The sequence below is a fragment of the Romboutsia ilealis genome, assembly GCF_900015215.1.
Taxonomy (GTDB): domain Bacteria; phylum Bacillota; class Clostridia; order Peptostreptococcales; family Peptostreptococcaceae; genus Romboutsia; species Romboutsia ilealis.
In genome coordinates this window covers 851299-871547 of the sequence record NZ_LN555523.1, presented here as the reverse complement: position 1 = coordinate 871547, position 20249 = coordinate 851299, and the positions used below count along the sequence as shown (strand labels likewise).

Genomic DNA, 20249 nt, shown 5'->3' with positions numbered 1-20249 from the left:
AATTTTTAGATATAAAGGAGATATGATTTTGATACCATTATTAATTTTAGGCTTAATAAAACAAAATCCAGGTTCTTATGGATATGAATTGTTATCGTTAATGGAAGAAAGACACTATAAATATGTAGTGAATTTTACCAAAGGATCGTTTTATTATAATCTTCAACAACTAGAAGAAAAAAAATATATTAAAAGAGTTAATAAGTTAGACAATGTTAGAGAAACTCAAAATTATGTTATAACTGAACTTGGTGATAAAGAATTTGAAAGATTGATGCACAAATATGGTTCTAAAACAGAATATATAAATTTATCTTTTTATGGAGCTATGTTATTTGCTGATGAGTATAAAACAGAGGAATTAAAAAAATTAATAGAAACACAAATAGAACAAACTAAAGAAAGAATTTTTTTATTAGAAAAATCTATTAAAGAAGATAATACTGTTTCTATTTATTTTAAAAAAATGATGGAAAATTCACTTTCACACCATTTAGTAAATGTTCAGTGGTTTGAAGATTTACTAAAAAACATGTAGAAGCTCTTTAAAGAAATAAATTAATAGAAAAGTTTAATAAAAAAAGAAGGAAGAGTACTCCTTAGAGAATATTTTTTATTAGTTCATAATTTTAATATATTACAAACGATATATATATCAAATGATAAAAATAACCATACCTTATACTTCAAATTATTTAAAATACTAAGGTATGGTTATTTTTATCATAGATTTATTACAAGTTAATTCCTTCTTCTTTAGGCAATCGTTTAATTATTCTAATTTTTCGTTCATTATATTTCATATCCTTATTATTTTTCATTCGTTTTGAAACAACTTTATAAAGTGTATTACCAAATATACTCTTTATCATTCCTATCTTTATATCTGGATGATATGGATATTTATAAAGTTCACTGTTTTTCCAATAATCATAGTCTGGATTTCCTTTAGTATAAAGATTTGTTGACATACTCCTAAAAACATTATAACTTGCAATAGTTTTAAAAGTAGGTGATTTAAAAGTATTATTTTTTAAGGTATCTATAAATTCATTTAATACCTTATCAATTTGCTTATCATATATTTCTAATTTAGCATTTCTATATACTATCGGCAATTTATAAGTAGTGTTTATTCCCCAAAATGTAAGTACTTCCTTTATGTAATTAGAAATTTCTTTCGCATTAACTCCTGCTGTTGTAGTTATTATAAGTGCTTTTTTATTAAAGTATTTAGGTCTATGAAAATTGTATGACATATGGTCTATAAAGTTTTTAAGTTGACCTGATACTTGAAGTGAATATACTGGAGATGTTATTATCATTGCATCACACCAATCAATTTTATTATTTATATATTTTATGCTTTCATAGTGTGGACATTTTTTTTCAGTTTTTAATATACAGTTAAAGCATCCTGTACACATTGGTATTTTCATTTTGCTAAGTTCTATTATTTCATAATCTACATCTATTTTTTCATTTATTTTTTCTCTAACTCTATTTACTATGTTCCAAGTGTTTCCCCTTCTTGGGCTTCCATGTATAATTAATATATTCAAATTAGCACCTCTTTTTTACTTGAGTTTACAGATATATTGATATGAATATATTTTATTAATTATACCTATTATTTCATATATTTTAATTATCACAAAATTTAAGTTACTTATTAACCTTTTAATATATTAACTAAGTGTCTAACTTATTTGGTAGAAATACAGAAAATATAGACCCATTTTTATTTGAACTAACTTGAATATATCCTCCATGTTTAGATATTATAGTTCTTGTCAAATAAAGACCTATTCCTATACCTTCTGTACTTCCTACATTTTTTCCTCTATAAAATCTCATAAAAATTTTAGGGATTTCTTCTTCTTTTATACCGATACCATTATCTTCAATATCTATCCTTACAAACATTTCGTAACTTTGTATAGTTACCTTTATTTCTCCATTTTCCTTTGTATACTTTACTCCATTTTCTAAAATATTAAATATAGCTTCACTAATCCAGTTCTTATCATGTATAATTTCAACTTTATCTATTTGAATAAGTTCAATATTTATATTTTTTTCTCTAGCCTTTTTTTGTACTTGGCTTATTGCAAGTATTACTGTATCATTTAAATCATTTTTTTCTATTCTTAAATTAATTACATTACCTTCTAACCTAGACATTTTAATCATACTTTCAACTAAAAAAGTAAGTCTATCTAAAGAGATTGTCATAATTTCACTAAATTCTTTTCTTTCTTCAACAGTTAAACTTTCATCTTTAAAAAACTCTCCATATATTTTTAAGTTAGTCAAAGGTGTTTTCAGTTGATGGGCAATATCAGATACTAATGCCTTTATTTCATTTCTTTCCGTTTCCATTTGTTTATTTTTCGCATTTAATATATTTGTAAGTTTTATAGTTTGATATTGTAATTTTGAGAATATAGTATCTTCCATTGTAGAAAATATTGCTTTATCCTTCATATCTATAATAGTTTGAAGCATGTCAGATAAATCTAGTAACGAGCATTTTATGTAATTTTCATATCTTCTTTCTTGTATAAAAAACATCACTAATATAAACATTGAAAAAACTAATAATAATAATGAAATATTTAAGTTTTTCAAATTCAAATATATCCATATATTTAAAATAATTGTTATTAATATAATTATAAATTTATATATATTGTTTATTTTATTAAAACACATTTTCATAATTTATTCTCCAAAGGTATAACCAATTCCAAATACAGTTATTATATATTTACAGTTTTTTAAATCACTTTCTATCTTTTTTCTAAGCCTTCTTATGGTTACTGTTAATGTATTTTCATCAACAAAGCTTCCTCTACTATCCCATATTTTATCTAAAATTATTTCTTTTGTAATTACTTTACCTTTATTTTTAGCAAGTAGTTCTAATAGTCTATATTCAGTTACACTTAAACTCACTTCTTCATCGTTTATATATACTGCCATTTTATCAAAATTTATTTTTAAATTTTCATATTCAAATATATTTTCATCTCTTTTTTTATATCTAAGCATAGCATTTACTTTATGCTTTAATACTTCTACTGAAAAAGGCTTTGATATATAGTCATCACATCCACTTTCAAATCCTTTTACCATATCTTCTTCTGTATCATTTGCTGTAAAAAATACTATTTTAAAATTACCTTTTTCTCTAACTTCCTTACATAAATCTAATCCATCTCCATCAGGTAAATTAATATCTAAAAGTAAAAAATCAATTTTATTATTTAAAATAGCTTCTAATCCTTCTATCTTAGAATATGCTGATATAACTTCATATTCTTCTTTTTTCAAGGCAAATGCTACACCACGGTTAAGAATTTTATCATCTTCTACTATTAAAATTTTTTTCATTTTTCCCTCTCTCAAATTCTTGGAATTTTATTTATACGATAATTATACATTAAAATATTATAACAAAAGTGGTAGATTTGATAATATCTACCACCTTTTAAAATTTACTTGTCTATTTCTCTAATTCTTTCTGTTACACTTTGTTTTGTTGAAATTTTAAATACAAAGCTAGGTGTAATTATACATATTAATAGTATTACTATTATTAGAAATATTAGCGGTACTGTTGGGAATACAAATACTGCATAATCAGCAATATTTTTCGTAAGTTCTACTACACCATAAATAATTCCAACACCTATTGTTAATATAAACCCTATTGTAATTAAGCCATAATATAAACCTTCAAATGTTAGCATCTTTTTAATTTGTTTTTTAGTCATACCAATACTTTCAAGCACTGCTAGCTCTTTTAGTCTTGAATTTATTCCTGTTATCATAATATTTATAAAGTTTAGTATTCCAATTAGTATTAAGATAATTGCAATACCTCCTCCTAATATATTCATAACCATTTGGGATTTATTAAAGCTTTCTGTAGATTCACTTTTAGACTCAAACCATAATCCACGAGTATTACTCATTTTCTTTAACTCTAATTTAATTTTTTCTTCATATTTTTTATCTACATTTATATACAATAAACTTGTTATTGAATTTTTATCTATTTTTTCTAAAGAATTACTACTTATAAAAATAGTTGGTACACCTACAGGAGCAGCTTGACCCGATGGTAATAATCCTATAGTACTATCATTTATCATTTTTATATTAAAGGTAGATGAAATATTGTCTTTAATATTTCTTATAGTTACTTTTCCACTTATATTTTTATAAATATCAGTATCATAGTACCAAGAATCTACTAATGCTAATTCTCCTTTTTTAAAGCTTTCTACATCTATTTTTTCTTTTAACTCATCATTAAATCTCTCTATAAGATTATCATCTATTCCAACAACTGATGCACTAAGTAAACTTGGATCTTTTTTAACATTTTCTAAATAAGTATTTAACTCTTTATCACTAACTCCAAATCTTTGGTATATAGTTTTTAATGCAGGAAGTATTACTTCATTATTCATGTCTACTTGTAGAGAACTTTCTTTTACTATGTTTATATTTTCTATTCCATTTATATTTTTTATTTTGTTTACAAGATTATCATCTATCTTATTCTCTTTCATATCCATATTTTCTATTTCAAAATCATTTTTCACATGTCTATCTATATAATTATCAACACTTACACTGCTTAAAAAAGTATTAACACTTAGGAAAGTTATAATTCCCATAAATAATGATAAAAACACCACAAATGCTCTTTTCTTTTCTCTAAATATATTGTACCAAGCCATTTTATAAAGCTTTCCACCCTTTGTAGTTTTTCTGTTTTTCTTTGATTTTTTAGGAGTACTTCCACTATATCTAAGAGCTTCTGTAGGTGAAATATTTCCTGCTATTTTTGCTGGCTTTTTACAACTCATCATAACTGTAAATAATGAGAATAATGCAGATAATATAAATATTATAGGATTAAAAGATACATCACTTGGCATAGCACTAGCTTGATATCCTGCAAATAATGTAGACATTGTAATTGGTACTATTTTAAAAGATACAACTAATCCTAATATTAAACCAATAGGAATTCCTATTAATGAAAGTCTTAATGCCTGACCTTTCACTATTTTCTTTATTTGCTTAGGTGATGTACCTATAGTTTTTAATAATCCATAGAAATTAATATCTTTGTTAACCGCTATATATAATACATTGTAAATAAGAAGGTAGCCATTAAGTATTATAAATAAGGCTATTATTACAACTATTAAAGTAGTTGATAATACTGTATCTGATAAATCATCTGTTCGGTCATAAGCATAGGATATTTTTTGATTTTTATTAAGCTTGATTTCTTTACTTAATATATCTTGTGCATTATTTCTTTCTTTAGATTTTACATCCATGTATACTGTCCCATTTTTTTCTAAGCTTAAGTTATTTACTTTTACGAATTTCTCAGAAACTAATATATATCCTGTATCTTCAATTATTGCATAATCAGTGTAATATCCACTTAAAGTAAATTCTTTATCAACTACTTTTGAATTTATTTTGTAGCGAACCTTTATTTTATCTCCTATCTTAGCACTACTTTGTCCAAGAAGCTCTAAAGTCTTTTTTGACATCATAACTTCATTTTCTTTTTTAGGATAACTTCCTTTTATATCACTAATACAAGGGATTATTTGCTTTTCATAATTTTCTTTATCAATATATTTTATAATTATTTTTGTTCTATTTTTTTTTAAGCTATCTAGCGATACCTTACCTACTCTTATCTCTTTTCCTATACTATTAAACATGTCTGTAGACTTTAGATTATTAATTTGGCTATTTGTTGGATTTGGTAAAGCTATTGTAGCAGTAGTTCCTTGTATTCTTAAATTCATTGTTCTATAATTTTTGGCAAAACTAATTCCTATACTAAATACTGATGAAATCATAAAAGTTGTTAGAATTATAGCTAAAATAGCAAATGTATTCCTAGTTTTATTAGATTTTAAAGAACGATTAGTAATCTTTTTTATAACTTCTTTATTATTATTTTCAAACCTCATTACTTATCACCTCTTACTACTACCTTGCCATCCTCTATTCTTATAATTTTGTCTGCAAGTTGGGCAATTTCTTCGTTATGAGTAATCATAACAATAGTTTGATTAAACTTTTTACTAGTTATTTTTAATAATCCTATAACATCCATACTAGTTTTACTATCTAAATTTCCTGTTGGTTCATCAGCTAAAATTATTGCAGGCTTTGTTGCTAATGCTCTTGCTATTGCTACTCTTTGTTGCTGACCACCTGATAAATTATTTGGCATATTAGTTAGTTTTTCTTTTAATCCTAAAGTATTAATTATTGAATCTACATAGTTTGTATCTATTTTTGAACCATCTAATTCAATTGGTAATACTATATTTTCATATACATTTAGTATCGGAACTAAGTTGTAATTTTGAAATATAAATCCTATATTTCTTCTTCTAAATATAGTAAGTTCTTCATCACTTAATTTACTAAGTAGCTTATTAGAAATAATTATTTCTCCACTAGTTGGTTTATCAAGTCCTCCTAACATATTAAGTAGTGTTGATTTTCCACTACCTGAAGTACCTATTATTGCTACAAATTCACCTTCATTTATTTCTATACTTATATTATCTAATGCTTTTACTAAATTTGGTTCTTCTCCATATATTTTTACTAATTTTTTAGTTTTTAATATACTCATATTTTCCCTCCTAATATTTCTTATTTGCTATACCACTTATTATATTAACTCGTTGTGCTAGTTAATTATAACTATTGAAAATGCTAGATTCTAAAAAATATATTTTGATAACTAAATAAATTTATATAGTAATTTCAATGCGTCTGGCAAAATAACTAGCACAACAGATTATATTATAGGAGAAACTTATTACAATCTTATGACATTAATTAATAAAGTTAAAATTTAATTCGCTTTAGCGACGTGTCGGCAAATCACTTCATAGCATCAACGATATAACACTAGTTGCCACTTCTGTCAAATACGCTAATAAAAAATTCGCTTCGCTTGAGCGACGTGTCGATGAAACACTTCATGTCGCCAACGACTTCGTCCGTTGCTTGAGCCACTACGTGGGCGAAGTATTTCAAAATCTTTTTTATGCTCAAAACCAATTTATTGATATTACTTACATTCAGAATTTATCCACATTTTTTTAAGTATTATAATATCCTTAAGCGTAAAAAAGTCTAGGATATCCTAGACTTTTTGCACTTTCCCTAATTTCTCTTCTTTACCTATTTTATTTACAAATCCTTTAGGAAGTAAGTTCCATATGTATACGGATAAAGTAAAATCTAACATACTATGTATAACTGTTCCAACCCCTACTAATAATATAACTCCTTGTAAAAATCCTTTATCATAATATGCTGGTGATAATGATGAATTAAAGTAAAATGGTATAACAACTAAAACTTCACAAATACCATGAATCACCCCTATAATAAACGAACTTCCTAAAGATCCTTTAATAGTAATACTTGCCTTATTTTTAATTAAACTCATTCCAAGAATTACAAATACTAAATGACTTAAAGCTCTAGCCACTACAACTATTGGAAAACCTCCTATAAAAAATCCTATAGCAGTTCCTACTGTAACAAGTAATGCCACTTTTGTTGATATAAACATAGCTATAAATATTGCAACATGACTTGCTAATGTAAATGATGCAGGTTCAAGCACTATCTTTATTGGAGAAATCATTGGTATCATAATTCCTATAGCACAAAGTAGTGCTGACATAATAATTTCTTTTGTATTTAGCTTACTATTCATAAAATCCCCCTTTTTTCTGCTGTATATACAGTTGTAATCACATTTTACTTCCTTTATATTCCAATGTCAATATAATAAATATTGATATATAGAAGTAACTCTTATAAGTCTTTACCATAGTATAATATAGACAACTTTTATATTTATTAAGGGGAGGTATTATTTTGAGCTATTATGTAAGACCTGACTTTAATTTAAAAACATTAAGTCCTTATGATATTTATCAAGCAATTGAACAATGTAACAGTAAAGTATTAAAAATAACTTACTGCTCTTTAAGAATAGAAGGACAATGTATGAATACTAAGACAAATGTTATACAAATAAAAAGATTATATAAAACTTGTGATTTTATAGAAGGGACTATATTAAGAGATGATAAGCCCTATGAAGATATAGTGTTAAAAGCAGAGCAAATACTAAAAGTAGAATGTATAAAATCAAATAATCCAGATAATAAACCAAATGAAAATCCTACAATATTTGATATAATAAAATCTTGTAATGGAATAGTTAAAATAACTCAATGTACAAAACTTGAAAACGGTAAATGTGTAAACAGAATTTCATTTCCTTTCTTAGTTACTGAAATAGATAGAAAAAACAATAATATTAAAGGTTATAGAATAAGAGAAGGTAGAACGCCTGAATATATAGTATTAGATGCATCTTTAATCCTTAATGTTGAATGTTTAACTCAAGCTAATTCTCCTAATTTTCCATGGGGATTAATTCCATTTTTATTGATGCAAATTAAAAATGATTAGTAAAAAATTCGCTTCGCTTGAGCGACGTGTCGGCGAAACACTTCATGTCGCCAACGACTTCGTCCGTTGCTTGAGCCACTGCGTGGGCGAAGTATTTCAAAATCTTTTTTACGCTCAAAACCAATTTGTTGATATTACTTACATTCAGAATTTATCCATATTTTTTTAAGTATTATAATATCCTTAAGCGTAAAAAAGGTCTAAGATAATCATGATTATCTTAGACCTTTTTATATTAGTCAGTTATACTAGGTAAATTGCCTAAATTGTTATTTTCATTATCATCTGGTAAACTTCTTAAATACTCATTGCCTTTATTAGTAGCGACAGCAACACCTGCTATTTCTCCCATTTTAGCCATTTGTATTCCTTCATCCTTAGTTATTCTTTGACCATTTGATAATTCATATCCAACAACATCTCCATCATGCTTTACAAGCTTTGTTATTGTTTTTGCATCAGCATTTGGAGTTGGAACTTCTTTGTTTATATTTTTAGGTAAATTTCCTATTACTCCATCATTTCTAAAATCCATTTTATGCCTCCTATAAATAATCTATCGTTTAGCCTACAATTATTTTTAGGAGATAATAAAAAATTATGCAAACTCATTAGATTCTTTTTTAACTTTATTAAGAGCTTGTATAGAAAATACAAATTACATAATTTTATAATTTCTTTGGAATTTAAAACTTACTATTTATAAAATCCACCTTTTTATAATTATATATCTATAATCACATTTTACTTTTTTTATATTCCAATGTAAATATTATCCTTTATAAATCTGTCCTTATATCTTTATCAATAAAGCTTTTAGAAGTATAAAATTATACTTCTAAAAGCTTTACTAATTGACTTAATTTATTTGTATCAATTTCTCCAAATGGACTTTTATTAATTCTAACAGCTGTTCCAAAATGAAAATCTGTTGCATGTGTTAATTTTTTAATATTTTCTATATTGTCAAAATTTAATCCGCCGCCTAATAATATATTAGCTTTTGAGTTTTTTATCATAGATTTAATATCATTAGTATTCTCTAAAATATTCTTAACTCCCCCTGCTGTTAATATATTTGTTATCTTATCATATTTATTAAGTACATTAACACTTTCTAATACATTAGTCTCATCTATTGCTTTATGAAAAGTTACATCTATATCAGATACAGCTTCTAAAAGTTTCTCTAATCCATCCGTATCTATTTTCTTATTATCATCTAATAAACCAAGTACAACTCCATTGGCTCCTAAAGACTTTACTATTTCTATATCTTTTTGCATTACTTCTAAATCATACTCACTATATCTAAAGCTTTTTGCATGATTTCTAATCATTACATTAACAGGTATATTCACACTATTTATAACTTTTTCTATCATTGAAAAACTCGGTGTAAGTCCACCTTCTGTAAGTGCACTTACAAGTTCTATCCTATTAGCCCCACAATATTCAATTGCCTTGGCATCTTCAACACTCATTCCTATAATCTCTAACACTTAATCCTCCTTAGCTAGTTCATATATAGCATTTGCAAATATTTTTGTATTTAATATAATATCGTCTATACTCATATATTCATTTTCATTATGTGCAATTCCTTTTTGCCCTGGAAATGATGGTCCAAAAGGAACTATATTAGGCATAACTTTAGCATAAGTTCCACCATTTGTTGTTACTGGTGTACCATCTAAATTAGTAACCCTTTCATATGCAACTTGTAAAGATTTTACTAACTTACTTTCTTTATCAAAATAAACAGGGTTAAAGTTTAATACAATTTCTATATTAAGATCATTTGATATACTTTTTTTAATTTCATCTATTACATCTTCTAAAGTATAACTAAAGTCATATTTTACTTTAAAGTCTAATACCAGATCATCACCAAATCTAGATAGTTCTTTATAGGTGATCATTATATTGCTAGATAAATTATCTAATAAACTAACAAAAGTATCTTCATCTATATTATTAGTAGTTGTAACTTTAAACCTTGCCATACCTTTTTCACCATAAACAACTGGATACTTACAGTCAGGAGTAAATCCCATTATAGGTTCTTTTTCATTTTCTAAATAATATGGTATATCACCAAATCCACTTTCTTCATCAGTTCCAAATATTACTCTAACTTTTTTATCTAATTTAATACCTAACTCTTTTATTGCATAAAGTCCATATAATGCACTTATTATTGGTCCTTTATTATCTAATACTCCTCTTGCATATATATTTCCATTTTCTATATGACCACTATATGGTGGATATGTCCATCCACTTCCTTCTTTAACTACATCTATATGTCCAATTATGCATATATAATCTTCACCTTCTCCATAGTCAGCATATCCTATGTAATTATCTAAATTTTTAGTTTTAAATCCTAGCTTTTCAGATATTTCTAATGCCTTATTTAAAGCTTTAGCTACATTTTCACCAAAGGGAAAGCTATTTGTAGCTTTCCCTTTAACGCTAGGTATTTTTACTATATCTAAAATATCATCTATTAATAAATCTTTAAGATTATCAACCTTATTATTTAAGATATCCATAAAAATACACCCCTTTATTAATCTATATCAATTGGTGCTTTTATTCTTTTTGCATATGCATCTAGCCATTCTTGTGATGCAACTTCATGTATAGTTTTTCCATTAACAACTTTTGATACGTAAACAGTTGGAGCTTCATCTTTTGTTGCTACTGAGAATGAAAAACCTTCAATATTAGTTGCTACTCCCCATTCTCCTTTATTATTTAATGCTACTAAAGATAAATCTCCAGCTTTTCCTCTTCTTCTTTTAAGTTCTGCATCAAGTTGACTAACCGCTATATCGCAAGCTTCTTGTGGATGCTTACCTTCCTTCATAAGCCTTACAATCTCATAAGATATACATCCTTTCATTAAGTCCTCGCCAAGTCCTGTTGCAGTTGCTCCTCCTACTTCACTATCTACATAAAAACCTGACCCTGAAAGAGCAGAATCTCCTATTCTTCCTCTTTTTTTCATAAATAATCCACTTGTTGATGTTGCAGCGCACATTTTTCCTTTTTCATCTAAAGATATCATACCAACCGTGTCATGTCCTGCATAAGGACTAAGACCTTTATCTAATGTCTCTTTTTTTCTTTTTGCATAGTGTAATTTTGCTCTATCTGTTAACATATTTTTTCTTTCAAATCCATTTTTATGAGCATATTCTTCAGCTCCTAATCCAACTAGGAAATTATTCACTTTATCATCACTTAATTTTCTAGCTATACTTACTGGATTTGCAAAATCCTTTATTCCTGCTACTGCACCTATACTAAGAGTATCTCCATCCATATATGCTGCATCTAATTCAACTTCACAGTTTTCATTTGGAAGTCCTCCATATCCAACTGATTTATAAAATGGATAATCTTCTACTTCTCTTACTGCTAACTCTACTGCATCTCCTGCATCCATACCTTTTTCAAGTTCATTACATGCTTTTGTTACTCCTTCTATCGCCATTCTCCATGTAGCTATCATTGCCCACATAATCTTTTCCTCCATTTAACTTAACTTTAAAGCCCTGAATTATTCAGGGCTTTATGATTTTAATAACAGATTTCTTTAGTTAAAGCACTCACATCTTCTTTATTTGATAATGATTTAGCTAGTTTACATATATTTTTTAAACTATCATTAAGACCTATTCCACCCTTTTTTGGTGTTTTTACTATATATAAATTATTTTTATATTCATTAATCAATTCACTATTTTCCTCAGACATTGCAACAAATGCTTCTATATTAGTTTCTTCTTTTATTTTCTGAGCTAAAATACAACTCATTTTAGAAAAGTTTTCAAAATTAAAACTTGGTCCACATATTACTACATCTGGATTTAACTTTTTAACCATAGCACACATTTTATTACTTACTTCTTCAGAATTATTTATAAAATATTCATCTCCACAATAAAGTGTTGCTACTATTTTTAAATCATTTAAAAATGGCTCCATCATAACACCTGGACCTAATGGAAGTGATTTTCCTGCTGGTGGTAAATCTGCCTTTTCCTTTCCTCCAGCCCCTGCTTGAATTTGATCAAGTATCATTAAAACCTTACTCATTTTCTACCTCCTAGAATGTTAAGTCATCAAATGATAAATCTTCATCTAAATCATCTTCTTCATGTTCTTTTTCTTCTTTTAAGTATTGATTGTCAAGCATTTTTATAAATGGCATATACATAAATACACCTAATATTAATAATATTACTTGTAATACCGCTCCTTGCCATCCTGTTGTTAAAAATCCTGAGAAAATTATTGGTGTCGTCCATGGTAATTGTACACCATTAGTTAAAGGAACTAATCCTGCTGACATACAGAAGTAAGTTATTATTATATTTACAGTAGGAACTAATACAAATGGTACTAATAATATTGGATTTAACATTATTGGTAAACCAAATATTATTGGTTCATTTATACCAAATATACCTGGTAATACTGATAATTTACCTAATGATTTAATACGTTTACTCTTACATATTAATATCATAGCTATTAAAAGAGATAATGTACTTCCTGCTCCTCCGAAAGTAGCAAACATATCTTGAAATTGACCAGTTATTATGTTTGGTATTTCAATTCCAGCTTTAAATGCTTCTAAGTTTTCAGCTGATAATATTTTTAATATTGGATTATATACTGCTCCTACAACACTTCCTCCATTTATTCCAAAGAACCAGAAGAAATGTAAGAATATGTAAGCTACTACCATAGCTCCTAAACTATTTCCTAAATGTAATAATGGCATTTGTAAAAATTTATATATGAATTCGTGTACATTCCCATAAGGAGTTAATCCAAATAATGTATTAATTATAAAATATACTACCATTACAACTGCACTTGGTATAAGTGCTGCAAATGATTTTGCAACAGTTGGAGGAACGCCTTCTGGCATCTTTATTACCCAACCTTTTTTAGTAACTGCACCAAATAATTTAACAGAAGTTATTGCTGTTATCATACCAACAAACATACCTTTAGATCCCATCCATCCTAAAGGTATACCAGTAATTGATACTGCTTCAGTTGCACCTTCTGGAGTATATCCTATACTAAATGGAGTTAATATGAAAAATGCAACCATTGCTACTGCAGCTGATGCTATTGGATCAACATCGGTTTGCTTTGCATATGAATAACCTATTCCAAATACTGCAAGTAATGTCATTACATCAAATGTTGCAGCAACTGGATGTGATAATTTTGCTGTCCAATCTGCACCAAAGAATTGTGCCCAGAATTCTTCCCATCCTGGAATTGGGAAGTTAGCTATTAATAAAAATATTGAACCTATTATTAATAGTGGAGATGATACTAAGAAACCATCTCTTATTGCTATAAGCAATTTGTTTTGCCCTATCTTTTCAGCCAAAGGCATAAGTACTTTTTCAAGACCTGACATAAATCTATTCATTTTTTATCCCCCTCCCACATAATTTTTAATCTATTTTATGCATTTGATTTTTTGCTAGCCTTTATTAACTTTATTGCTGTCTTTAAAACTTTTTCTCCATTCATAGTTCCATAATCAGTCATGTCTATTACTGCTACTGGTAACGATTCTGTTTCAAATTTTGCTTTTATTTCATTGTACATGTACTTAACTTGAGGTCCTAATAATATACAATCTGGATTTTTTTCTTCCACGATTTTATCTATTTCTAAATATGGAAAAGCTTCTACCTCTATTGGTAAATTATGTTCATCTGCTACCTTTTGCATTTTACTTGCTAATAAGCTTGTTGACATACCTGCGCTACAAAATAAATAAATTTTCTTTTTCATTTTTTATTCCCCCTTATATATTTTTTTTATAATTTAATTTTTATTTTTTAGCTCTTTTCTTAGTTCAATAATTTCTCTTATAAGATTTTTTTCACTCATACAAGTCATTAAGTGATCTTGAGAATGTATTAATAACATTGATATCTCACTTTTATTTCCTGATGCTTCATCTTGGATTAATTTAGTTTGTATTTTATGAGCGTTTAATACTTCTTCATCCGCTTCTTTTAAAAACTTATCTGCTTTATCAAAATCATTTTCTTTTGAAGCGTGAAGCGCTTCATAAAGTTTTGCTTTTGCATTTCCTGAATGTATTATAATATTTAAAACTATCTCTTCCATTTTCCCCTCCAAATTATCTGTTATAGATTTTTATAATTAGTTAAAATTATTTCATTTTCATTTAATATTGTTTTTACTTTTTTACTAGTCAATATTTCATACTCTTTTGCTCTATTTATAGCGTATGAAGTTGAATTTAATAAGTAATTATCTATAAATGCTGGATGAGTCATTAAATCACATATATCATAAGACTTTATTTTTGCCATATTATTATTAAAAAACTCTATATCAACATTTTTATCATAAAATAAATCTACACAAGGAATAACGTTTTCCTTATAGTCAGATTCATACTCAAATCCACCTCTTATTTTTAAATTATATTTATCCATTATAGCTTTTATAACTTCTTTAAAATATAAAATTGTATGAACATGATGATGACTATCTAAGTGCGTTATTTCAATACCTGCATTTTTTACTTTATCTATCTGAGAACAAAATTCATAATATAGTTCATCTAAATCAATTTTATTTAAAACTTCTTCATTTATTCTTCTATAAAACATCCCATTTTCATCAACTAAACTTTTTAAATTATCATTTAGTGGTTTATTACAACTTAATGTCATATGAACTCCACATCCAAGGTCTTTGTTTTCTTTTAATAAGTTTACAGCATGATCAAACCCAGGCATATTAGCCATCATTGTTGTCGAAGTTACTATTCCATTTCTATGTGCAGATATAATCCCATAATTTACAGCCTCGCTGTATCCAAAATCATCTGCATTAACTATTAATTTACTCAATATTTTCACCTTTTCTATTCTTATTTTTTTATAAGATATTCACTATGAGCATCTATTAATTCATCAAACACTATCTTCGCAACATCATCAGATGATGTTAATGGATTTATACAAAGTGCTAAGTATGCAGTATCATAATCGCCTGTAACAGCCGCTTTTGCTGCTAAAAGTTCAAATGATTTTATTTGCCTTACTAAACCACTTATAGCTGTTGGTAAATATCCCATAGAAATTGGTCTTGGACCTTCCTTAGTTATAACACAGCTTACTTCAACAACTTCATCATCTTTAAAATCACTTATAGCTCCATTATTTAATGTATTAACTACTTGTATATCTTTTTTATTATTATAAATAGAGTTTATTAAATTACATGCTGCATCACTATAATAAGCTCCTCCTCTTTTTTCTAATTGAGGTGGTTTTATATCAAGAGTTTCATCTTTATAAAGTTCAAATAGTTCTTCCTCTAACTTTTTAACTACTTGACCTCTAATCGTTCCTTCCTTAAATTCTTCTAATTCACTTTTAAGCATATCAGCTGACTTATAATAATATCTGTGATATGGACAAGGTATAACACCTAAAGCTTTTATAAATTCCTTGTTAAATTCTATATCTTTTATATTTTTCATTGTAATATTGCCTTCTATATACTTAACTATAGATTCACCAGTTATATCTTCACCATCAAGTTTTACATTAAGTCCATAAACCATATGATTTAATCCCGCAAAATCCATATCTATTCTACTAGGATCAACTTCTAATAACTTAGCTAAATTATTTTTCATGCCTATTGGTACATTACATAAACCTATGTATCTTTTAAAATTCGTATATCTAAAAACAGCTTCACTAACAATACCTGCTGGATTTGTAAAGTTTATAAGCCATGCATCACTACATAATTCTTGAATATCTTTTATTATGTCTAGTATTACTGGAATTGTTCTTAATGCTTTAAACAATCCCCCAGCACCATTGGTTTCTTGACCAATTAATCCATGAGATAGAGGTATTTTTTCATCTTTTATTCTAGCATCTAATTGACCTACTCTAAATTGTGTAGTTACAAAATCAGCATCTTTTAAGGCTTCTCTTCTATCTAATGTTGAATATATTTTCATATCTATATTAGCTTTTTTTACCATTCTTCTAGCTAAATTTGATACTATTTCTAATTTTTCTCTTCCTTTTTCAATATCAACTAACCATAATTCTTTAACTGGAAGTTCATCATATCTTTTTATAAATCCTTCTATAAGCTCTGGTGTATAGCTAGACCCCCCACCTATAGTTACTATCTTAATTCCCTCTTTCATATACTTCCCCCTCATAGATTTACTGTGTTAATTTAATTATATTTATAATATAAATATAAAAAAGCACAATTTTTTCCGCTTATTCGGAAAAAATTTATTTTTCTTAAAATTTAAATCAATATGTGCTTTATATCTTTTATATTACATCCATTTAATTGTTTTATCATTTCATTATCATCTATTAGCAAATCAATTTCTTTAAATAACTCCCTAAACTCTTCTCTATCATCATTTTTATAAGGCAGCATAATTATTATACTTATCACTTGACCATTTTCTAATTGTATAGGTTTTTTTAGTCTTGCGAAACAAAATATTGATTGCTTAACAAATTTTATATCTCCGTGAGGTAATAATATACCATTTCCTATACAGGTTGGACATATTTTTTCCCTATCAATTATAGATTGTATATACTCTTGTTTAACATAATGCTTTTTATGTAAAGATGTTGCCAAGTATTTTATAGCTTCAAAAATATCATCAAAATCAATCTCTTGTATAAAATAATCTGAAATCATAAGTTTATTTAAGACATTATAAGAAGTTTCTTTAACTTTTATATTAGATATAAAATCTGTTAATTTATTTTCATCTTCTTTAGTAAATAACGGTGTTGTTATAAATGTAGGTATATCAATATTTATATAATCTCTTAATGCTACTAAAAAATCTATATTTTCATTAAATTTATTATTATTTAAATCTTCTTCTCGTATAGTTTCTACAATAGTTAAATTTGGAAATCTTTTTTCTATTTTAACTTTTAATAATGTACTTACTCCAAAACTATGAGGACATACTATAGATATTCTTTTTATATCTTCTCTTTTTCTACTCCTTCTTTCAAGGGAAACTTGAAAATATAAGGTAATATATCCCACTTCATCTTCTGTAATATTTTTATATTTATTATTTTTAATTACATCTAATACTATATTAAATAAGAAATAATATTTTCCTTTTATCTCTTCAAGTATAGGGTTTTTTATATTAACATTATTTTTTAACTGGTTTAAGGTCGTATTTATATGAAATGCTAATTGGTCATAAAGTAATACATCTTCATAAAAGTTTATTCCAGATTCTTTAGATACTAAATATATAATATTTTTAGTATAATACTCTGTTTCTTTATCTATATACAATCTGTCTTTATCAATCCCTTCTTTATTCATACTGTATATTAAAGAGACTAAAAATATTTTTTCACTTTTATTTAAACTTATTGCTAAATTTGTATTCAACTTGCAATCAATTTCTTCTATTATTTCAATGATGTTATTATCTTTATCATAATTATATTCTTCGGATAAAGGTAGTAAATTACCTTGTCTTATTCTTATAATATTAATTATAAAAAATACCATAAGTTGTCTAAATGATGTGTCTGTAAATCTAAAGTTTAATTTTTCTTCTATCATATTCATTATATTTTTGCTTACTACTATATCTACTATATGAAAAATATCTAAATCTTCCATATTCAATCTAAATTTTTCTATATATTTACAAATATGATCTACTAACATTATTCTTATATTTTTTTCATCCCCACTAATTACTATCCCAGAGTTTTTCTTTATAGTTAAATCTAAATTATATTCTTTAAGATTATTAGCTAATTTATTTATTTCTTCTCTCGCTATATTCTTATTTATATATAAAACATTACAAATATCTGATATAGTTACTTTAGTCTTATTAGATATTAATAATAAATTTAAAATTTCTATTTGAGTGTGTATATTACTGTTTACTCTTTTTATTTCCATTCTTAACTTTTGATTTAATATATTTTTTTCTTTTTTCTCATCAATTAGTTTTATTCCTAGGTTTGATTTTCTCGTTATATATATATTAGAAAATGTGTTAAGCCAATTATTTATATATTTGGTGTAATTTCTTATAGTTCTTTCTGAGCATTTTAATCTATTTGTTATGTCTTCAACATTAATATAATCATCCTCAGCTATTAGTATTGTTAATAATTCCTCTTGTTTTTTGTTCATTTTACCCCTCCAATTATTTGAACATTTGATCCACTGCATGGGCGAAGCATTTCAAAATGTCATTTTTTACGTTTCTGAAGTTATTATATTATTTATATTTATAAGTTATCAATCAAAAATTTCATATAATAATTTCCTTGTACGTAAAAAAGATCCCTTATGCATAGATACATATTTTCTCGTATCACTATACAGGATCCTCTTTACTTGATAATAAGTATTTGTTTTTAAAGTTATAATTTTAATACTATACCTACTAAAGCGCCTATCCCTATAAAAACTATAGGATGTTTATCAAACTTTTTAGTTAAGAAAAATATAACTAAAAATATTATTAAGGCCTTAACGTTTATAACTATATCAAATAAATTATTAGTTTGTAAAAACTTACTTACATTTATTATAGATATTTTTATAATTTCAAACCAAGCAACAGCAATAAGCCCAGTAACAGCAGGTCTTAAACCTTTAAATGCACTATCAACTAATTTACTACTTTTAAATTTATTTAAAAAGTTTGCAATAATAATTATTATAATAAATGAAGGAAGCACTGTACCAAATGTAGCAACAATTCCTCCAAGTATTCCTCCTGCCTTAAACCCTGAATATGTAGCCATATTTATACCTATCGGTCCTGGTGTTGATTGAGATATTGCAATCATATCAGCAATCATAGAATTGGTAATCCAAGTATATTTTTCTGCTAACTCATATAAAAATGGAAGAGAAGCCAAACCTCCCCCTATAGTAAATAACCCAACTTTAAAAAACTCTAAAAATAACGTTATATAAATCATTTTTCACTACCTCTTTTTCTATTAACAAAATCACTTATAATTCCAATTAATGCTGCAGATATAACAATATAAACTACAGATATATTTAAAAATGATGATGTTATAAATGTAGCTACAAATAATATTATTCCAAGTATATCCTTAACCGATCCTTTTACAAGTTTTATAAGTGCATTAAGTATAAGTACACCAACTGCTATTCTTATTCCAGAAAATGCATGTTGTACTATATTTAAGTCTGAAAAATTGTCTATAAATCCTGCTATAGACATTATTATAACTAATGAAGGAAATACAACCCCAGAAGTTGCAAATATTGACCCTATTACTCCCTTTTCTTTATATCCTACAAAAGTTGCAGTATTTACTGCTATTATTCCAGGCGTTGCCTGACCTACTGCATAATAGTCTAATAACTCTTCTTCAGTTGCCCATTTATGATTTTCTACAACTTCTTTTTGCAGCATAGGTAACATTGCATAACCTCCACCAAATGTAAGGCCACCTATTCTACAAAATGTCCAAAATAAATCCATTAATTCTTTCAATTTTAACTCTCCCAAAATTTTATTCTACTGTTAAATTTTACTACTTACCTAGCTATTAGTC

General features: G+C 26.5%; 21 protein-coding genes. 2 read left to right on the top strand and 19 right to left on the bottom strand.

The window, feature by feature from the left end:
* Positions 1 to 22 precede the first annotated feature (22 nt).
* Positions 23 to 538: a PadR family transcriptional regulator gene (locus tag CRIB_RS04170; RefSeq protein WP_334293962.1), complete on the top strand. Its 516-nt coding sequence runs from the start codon at positions 23 to 25 to the stop codon at positions 536 to 538.
* Between the two features lie 196 nt (positions 539 to 734).
* Here the strand turns inward: CRIB_RS04170 and CRIB_RS04165 are convergent, their stop codons facing one another.
* The 6 genes from CRIB_RS04165 to CRIB_RS04140 form a co-directional block, all read right to left on the bottom strand.
* Positions 735 to 1562, bottom strand: coding sequence for an NAD(P)H-dependent oxidoreductase (locus CRIB_RS04165; protein WP_180703278.1), 828 nt, complete (start codon positions 1560 to 1562; stop codon positions 735 to 737).
* A gap of 130 nt (positions 1563 to 1692) precedes the next feature.
* Positions 1693 to 2721, bottom strand: a complete 1029-nt coding sequence (locus CRIB_RS04160) for a sensor histidine kinase (protein WP_180703277.1) — start codon at positions 2719 to 2721, stop codon at positions 1693 to 1695.
* Between the two features lie 3 nt (positions 2722 to 2724).
* Positions 2725 to 3396 carry a response regulator transcription factor gene (locus CRIB_RS04155; RefSeq protein ID WP_180703276.1) on the bottom strand — a complete coding sequence of 224 codons (672 nt, stop codon included), beginning with the start codon at positions 3394 to 3396 and terminating at the stop codon, positions 2725 to 2727.
* 104 nt (positions 3397 to 3500) lie between these two features.
* Positions 3501 to 6020: an ABC transporter permease gene (locus CRIB_RS04150; protein ID WP_180703275.1), complete on the bottom strand. Its 2520-nt coding sequence runs from the start codon at positions 6018 to 6020 to the stop codon at positions 3501 to 3503.
* A complete protein-coding gene (locus tag CRIB_RS04145) occupies positions 6020 to 6697 on the bottom strand; it encodes an ABC transporter ATP-binding protein (protein WP_180703274.1) in 678 nt (225 codons plus the stop codon). The genes CRIB_RS04150 and CRIB_RS04145 overlap by 1 nt, the downstream gene beginning before the upstream one ends.
* Before the next feature lie 519 nt (positions 6698 to 7216).
* Positions 7217 to 7798 carry a hypothetical protein gene (locus tag CRIB_RS04140; RefSeq protein WP_207204150.1) on the bottom strand — a complete coding sequence of 194 codons (582 nt, stop codon included), beginning with the start codon at positions 7796 to 7798 and terminating at the stop codon, positions 7217 to 7219.
* Between the two features lie 164 nt (positions 7799 to 7962).
* On the opposite strand from CRIB_RS04140, the gene CRIB_RS04135 reads away from it, so the two are divergent.
* Positions 7963 to 8565, top strand: coding sequence for a hypothetical protein (locus CRIB_RS04135; RefSeq protein WP_180703273.1), 603 nt, complete (start codon positions 7963 to 7965; stop codon positions 8563 to 8565).
* A gap of 235 nt (positions 8566 to 8800) precedes the next feature.
* Here CRIB_RS04135 and CRIB_RS04130 read toward each other — a convergent pair whose 3' ends face one another.
* The 13 genes from CRIB_RS04130 to CRIB_RS04070 form a co-directional block, all read right to left on the bottom strand.
* Positions 8801 to 9100, bottom strand: coding sequence for a DUF3892 domain-containing protein (locus CRIB_RS04130; RefSeq protein ID WP_180703272.1), 300 nt, complete (start codon positions 9098 to 9100; stop codon positions 8801 to 8803).
* 295 nt (positions 9101 to 9395) lie between these two features.
* Entirely contained in the window at positions 9396 to 10067 is a 672-nt protein-coding gene (locus CRIB_RS04125; protein ID WP_180703271.1) for a copper homeostasis protein CutC, read from the bottom strand.
* Positions 10068 to 11123 carry a Sapep family Mn(2+)-dependent dipeptidase gene (locus CRIB_RS04120; protein WP_180703270.1) on the bottom strand — a complete coding sequence of 352 codons (1056 nt, stop codon included), beginning with the start codon at positions 11121 to 11123 and terminating at the stop codon, positions 10068 to 10070.
* Positions 11124 to 11140: 17 nt separating this feature from the next.
* Positions 11141 to 12097 carry a N(4)-(beta-N-acetylglucosaminyl)-L-asparaginase gene (locus CRIB_RS04115; protein ID WP_180703269.1) on the bottom strand — a complete coding sequence of 319 codons (957 nt, stop codon included), beginning with the start codon at positions 12095 to 12097 and terminating at the stop codon, positions 11141 to 11143.
* Between the two features lie 59 nt (positions 12098 to 12156).
* Complete coding sequence (locus CRIB_RS04110) at positions 12157 to 12675, bottom strand: GrdB-related putative oxidoreductase (protein WP_180703268.1); 519 nt, start codon at positions 12673 to 12675, stop codon at positions 12157 to 12159.
* 10 nt (positions 12676 to 12685) lie between these two features.
* Positions 12686 to 14035, bottom strand: coding sequence for a PTS cellobiose transporter subunit IIC (celB, locus tag CRIB_RS04105; RefSeq protein ID WP_180703267.1), 1350 nt, complete (start codon positions 14033 to 14035; stop codon positions 12686 to 12688).
* A 35-nt stretch (positions 14036 to 14070) separates the two neighbouring features.
* The gene (locus CRIB_RS04100) at positions 14071 to 14406 is read right to left on the bottom strand and encodes a PTS sugar transporter subunit IIB (protein ID WP_180703266.1); all 336 of its coding nucleotides are present in this window, start codon (positions 14404 to 14406) and stop codon (positions 14071 to 14073) included.
* A 33-nt stretch (positions 14407 to 14439) separates the two neighbouring features.
* Complete coding sequence (locus CRIB_RS04095; protein ID WP_180703265.1) at positions 14440 to 14748, bottom strand: PTS lactose/cellobiose transporter subunit IIA; 309 nt, start codon at positions 14746 to 14748, stop codon at positions 14440 to 14442.
* A 20-nt stretch (positions 14749 to 14768) separates the two neighbouring features.
* Complete coding sequence (gene chbG, locus CRIB_RS04090; RefSeq protein ID WP_243633572.1) at positions 14769 to 15512, bottom strand: chitin disaccharide deacetylase; 744 nt, start codon at positions 15510 to 15512, stop codon at positions 14769 to 14771.
* A gap of 11 nt (positions 15513 to 15523) precedes the next feature.
* Positions 15524 to 16828, bottom strand: a complete 1305-nt coding sequence (locus tag CRIB_RS04085; protein ID WP_180703263.1) for a 6-phospho-beta-glucosidase — start codon at positions 16826 to 16828, stop codon at positions 15524 to 15526.
* A 110-nt stretch (positions 16829 to 16938) separates the two neighbouring features.
* Positions 16939 to 18840, bottom strand: coding sequence for a BglG family transcription antiterminator (locus tag CRIB_RS04080; protein WP_180703262.1), 1902 nt, complete (start codon positions 18838 to 18840; stop codon positions 16939 to 16941).
* 233 nt (positions 18841 to 19073) lie between these two features.
* Positions 19074 to 19640, bottom strand: coding sequence for a chromate transporter (locus CRIB_RS04075; RefSeq protein WP_180703261.1), 567 nt, complete (start codon positions 19638 to 19640; stop codon positions 19074 to 19076).
* Positions 19637 to 20188, bottom strand: a complete 552-nt coding sequence (locus CRIB_RS04070; RefSeq protein ID WP_180703260.1) for a chromate transporter — start codon at positions 20186 to 20188, stop codon at positions 19637 to 19639. The genes CRIB_RS04075 and CRIB_RS04070 overlap by 4 nt, the downstream gene beginning before the upstream one ends.
* Positions 20189 to 20249: the final 61 nt, after the last annotated feature.

Bases quoted from the DNA above. Each gene is read 5' to 3' on its own strand.
- CRIB_RS04170 (WP_334293962.1), top strand. From the start codon at position 23: ATGATTTTGATACCATTATTAATTTTAGGCTTAATAAAACAAAATCCA.
- CRIB_RS04160 (WP_180703277.1), bottom strand. From the start codon at position 2,721: ATGAAAATGTGTTTTAATAAAATAAACAATATATATAAATTTATAATT.
- CRIB_RS04155 (WP_180703276.1), bottom strand. From the start codon at position 3,396: ATGAAAAAAATTTTAATAGTAGAAGATGATAAAATTCTTAACCGTGGT.
- CRIB_RS04150 (WP_180703275.1), bottom strand. From the start codon at position 6,020: ATGAGGTTTGAAAATAATAATAAAGAAGTTATAAAAAAGATTACTAAT.
- CRIB_RS04145 (WP_180703274.1), bottom strand. From the start codon at position 6,697: ATGAGTATATTAAAAACTAAAAAATTAGTAAAAATATATGGAGAAGAA.
- CRIB_RS04140 (WP_207204150.1), bottom strand. From the start codon at position 7,798: ATGAATAGTAAGCTAAATACAAAAGAAATTATTATGTCAGCACTACTT.
- CRIB_RS04130 (WP_180703272.1), bottom strand. From the start codon at position 9,100: ATGGATTTTAGAAATGATGGAGTAATAGGAAATTTACCTAAAAATATA.
- CRIB_RS04120 (WP_180703270.1), bottom strand. From the start codon at position 11,123: ATGGATATCTTAAATAATAAGGTTGATAATCTTAAAGATTTATTAATA.
- CRIB_RS04115 (WP_180703269.1), bottom strand. From the start codon at position 12,097: ATGTGGGCAATGATAGCTACATGGAGAATGGCGATAGAAGGAGTAACA.
- CRIB_RS04110 (WP_180703268.1), bottom strand. From the start codon at position 12,675: ATGAGTAAGGTTTTAATGATACTTGATCAAATTCAAGCAGGGGCTGGA.
- celB (WP_180703267.1), bottom strand. From the start codon at position 14,035: ATGAATAGATTTATGTCAGGTCTTGAAAAAGTACTTATGCCTTTGGCT.
- CRIB_RS04100 (WP_180703266.1), bottom strand. From the start codon at position 14,406: ATGAAAAAGAAAATTTATTTATTTTGTAGCGCAGGTATGTCAACAAGC.
- CRIB_RS04095 (WP_180703265.1), bottom strand. From the start codon at position 14,748: ATGGAAGAGATAGTTTTAAATATTATAATACATTCAGGAAATGCAAAA.
- CRIB_RS04085 (WP_180703263.1), bottom strand. From the start codon at position 16,828: ATGAAAGAGGGAATTAAGATAGTAACTATAGGTGGGGGGTCTAGCTAT.
- CRIB_RS04080 (WP_180703262.1), bottom strand. From the start codon at position 18,840: ATGAACAAAAAACAAGAGGAATTATTAACAATACTAATAGCTGAGGAT.
- CRIB_RS04075 (WP_180703261.1), bottom strand. From the start codon at position 19,640: ATGATTTATATAACGTTATTTTTAGAGTTTTTTAAAGTTGGGTTATTT.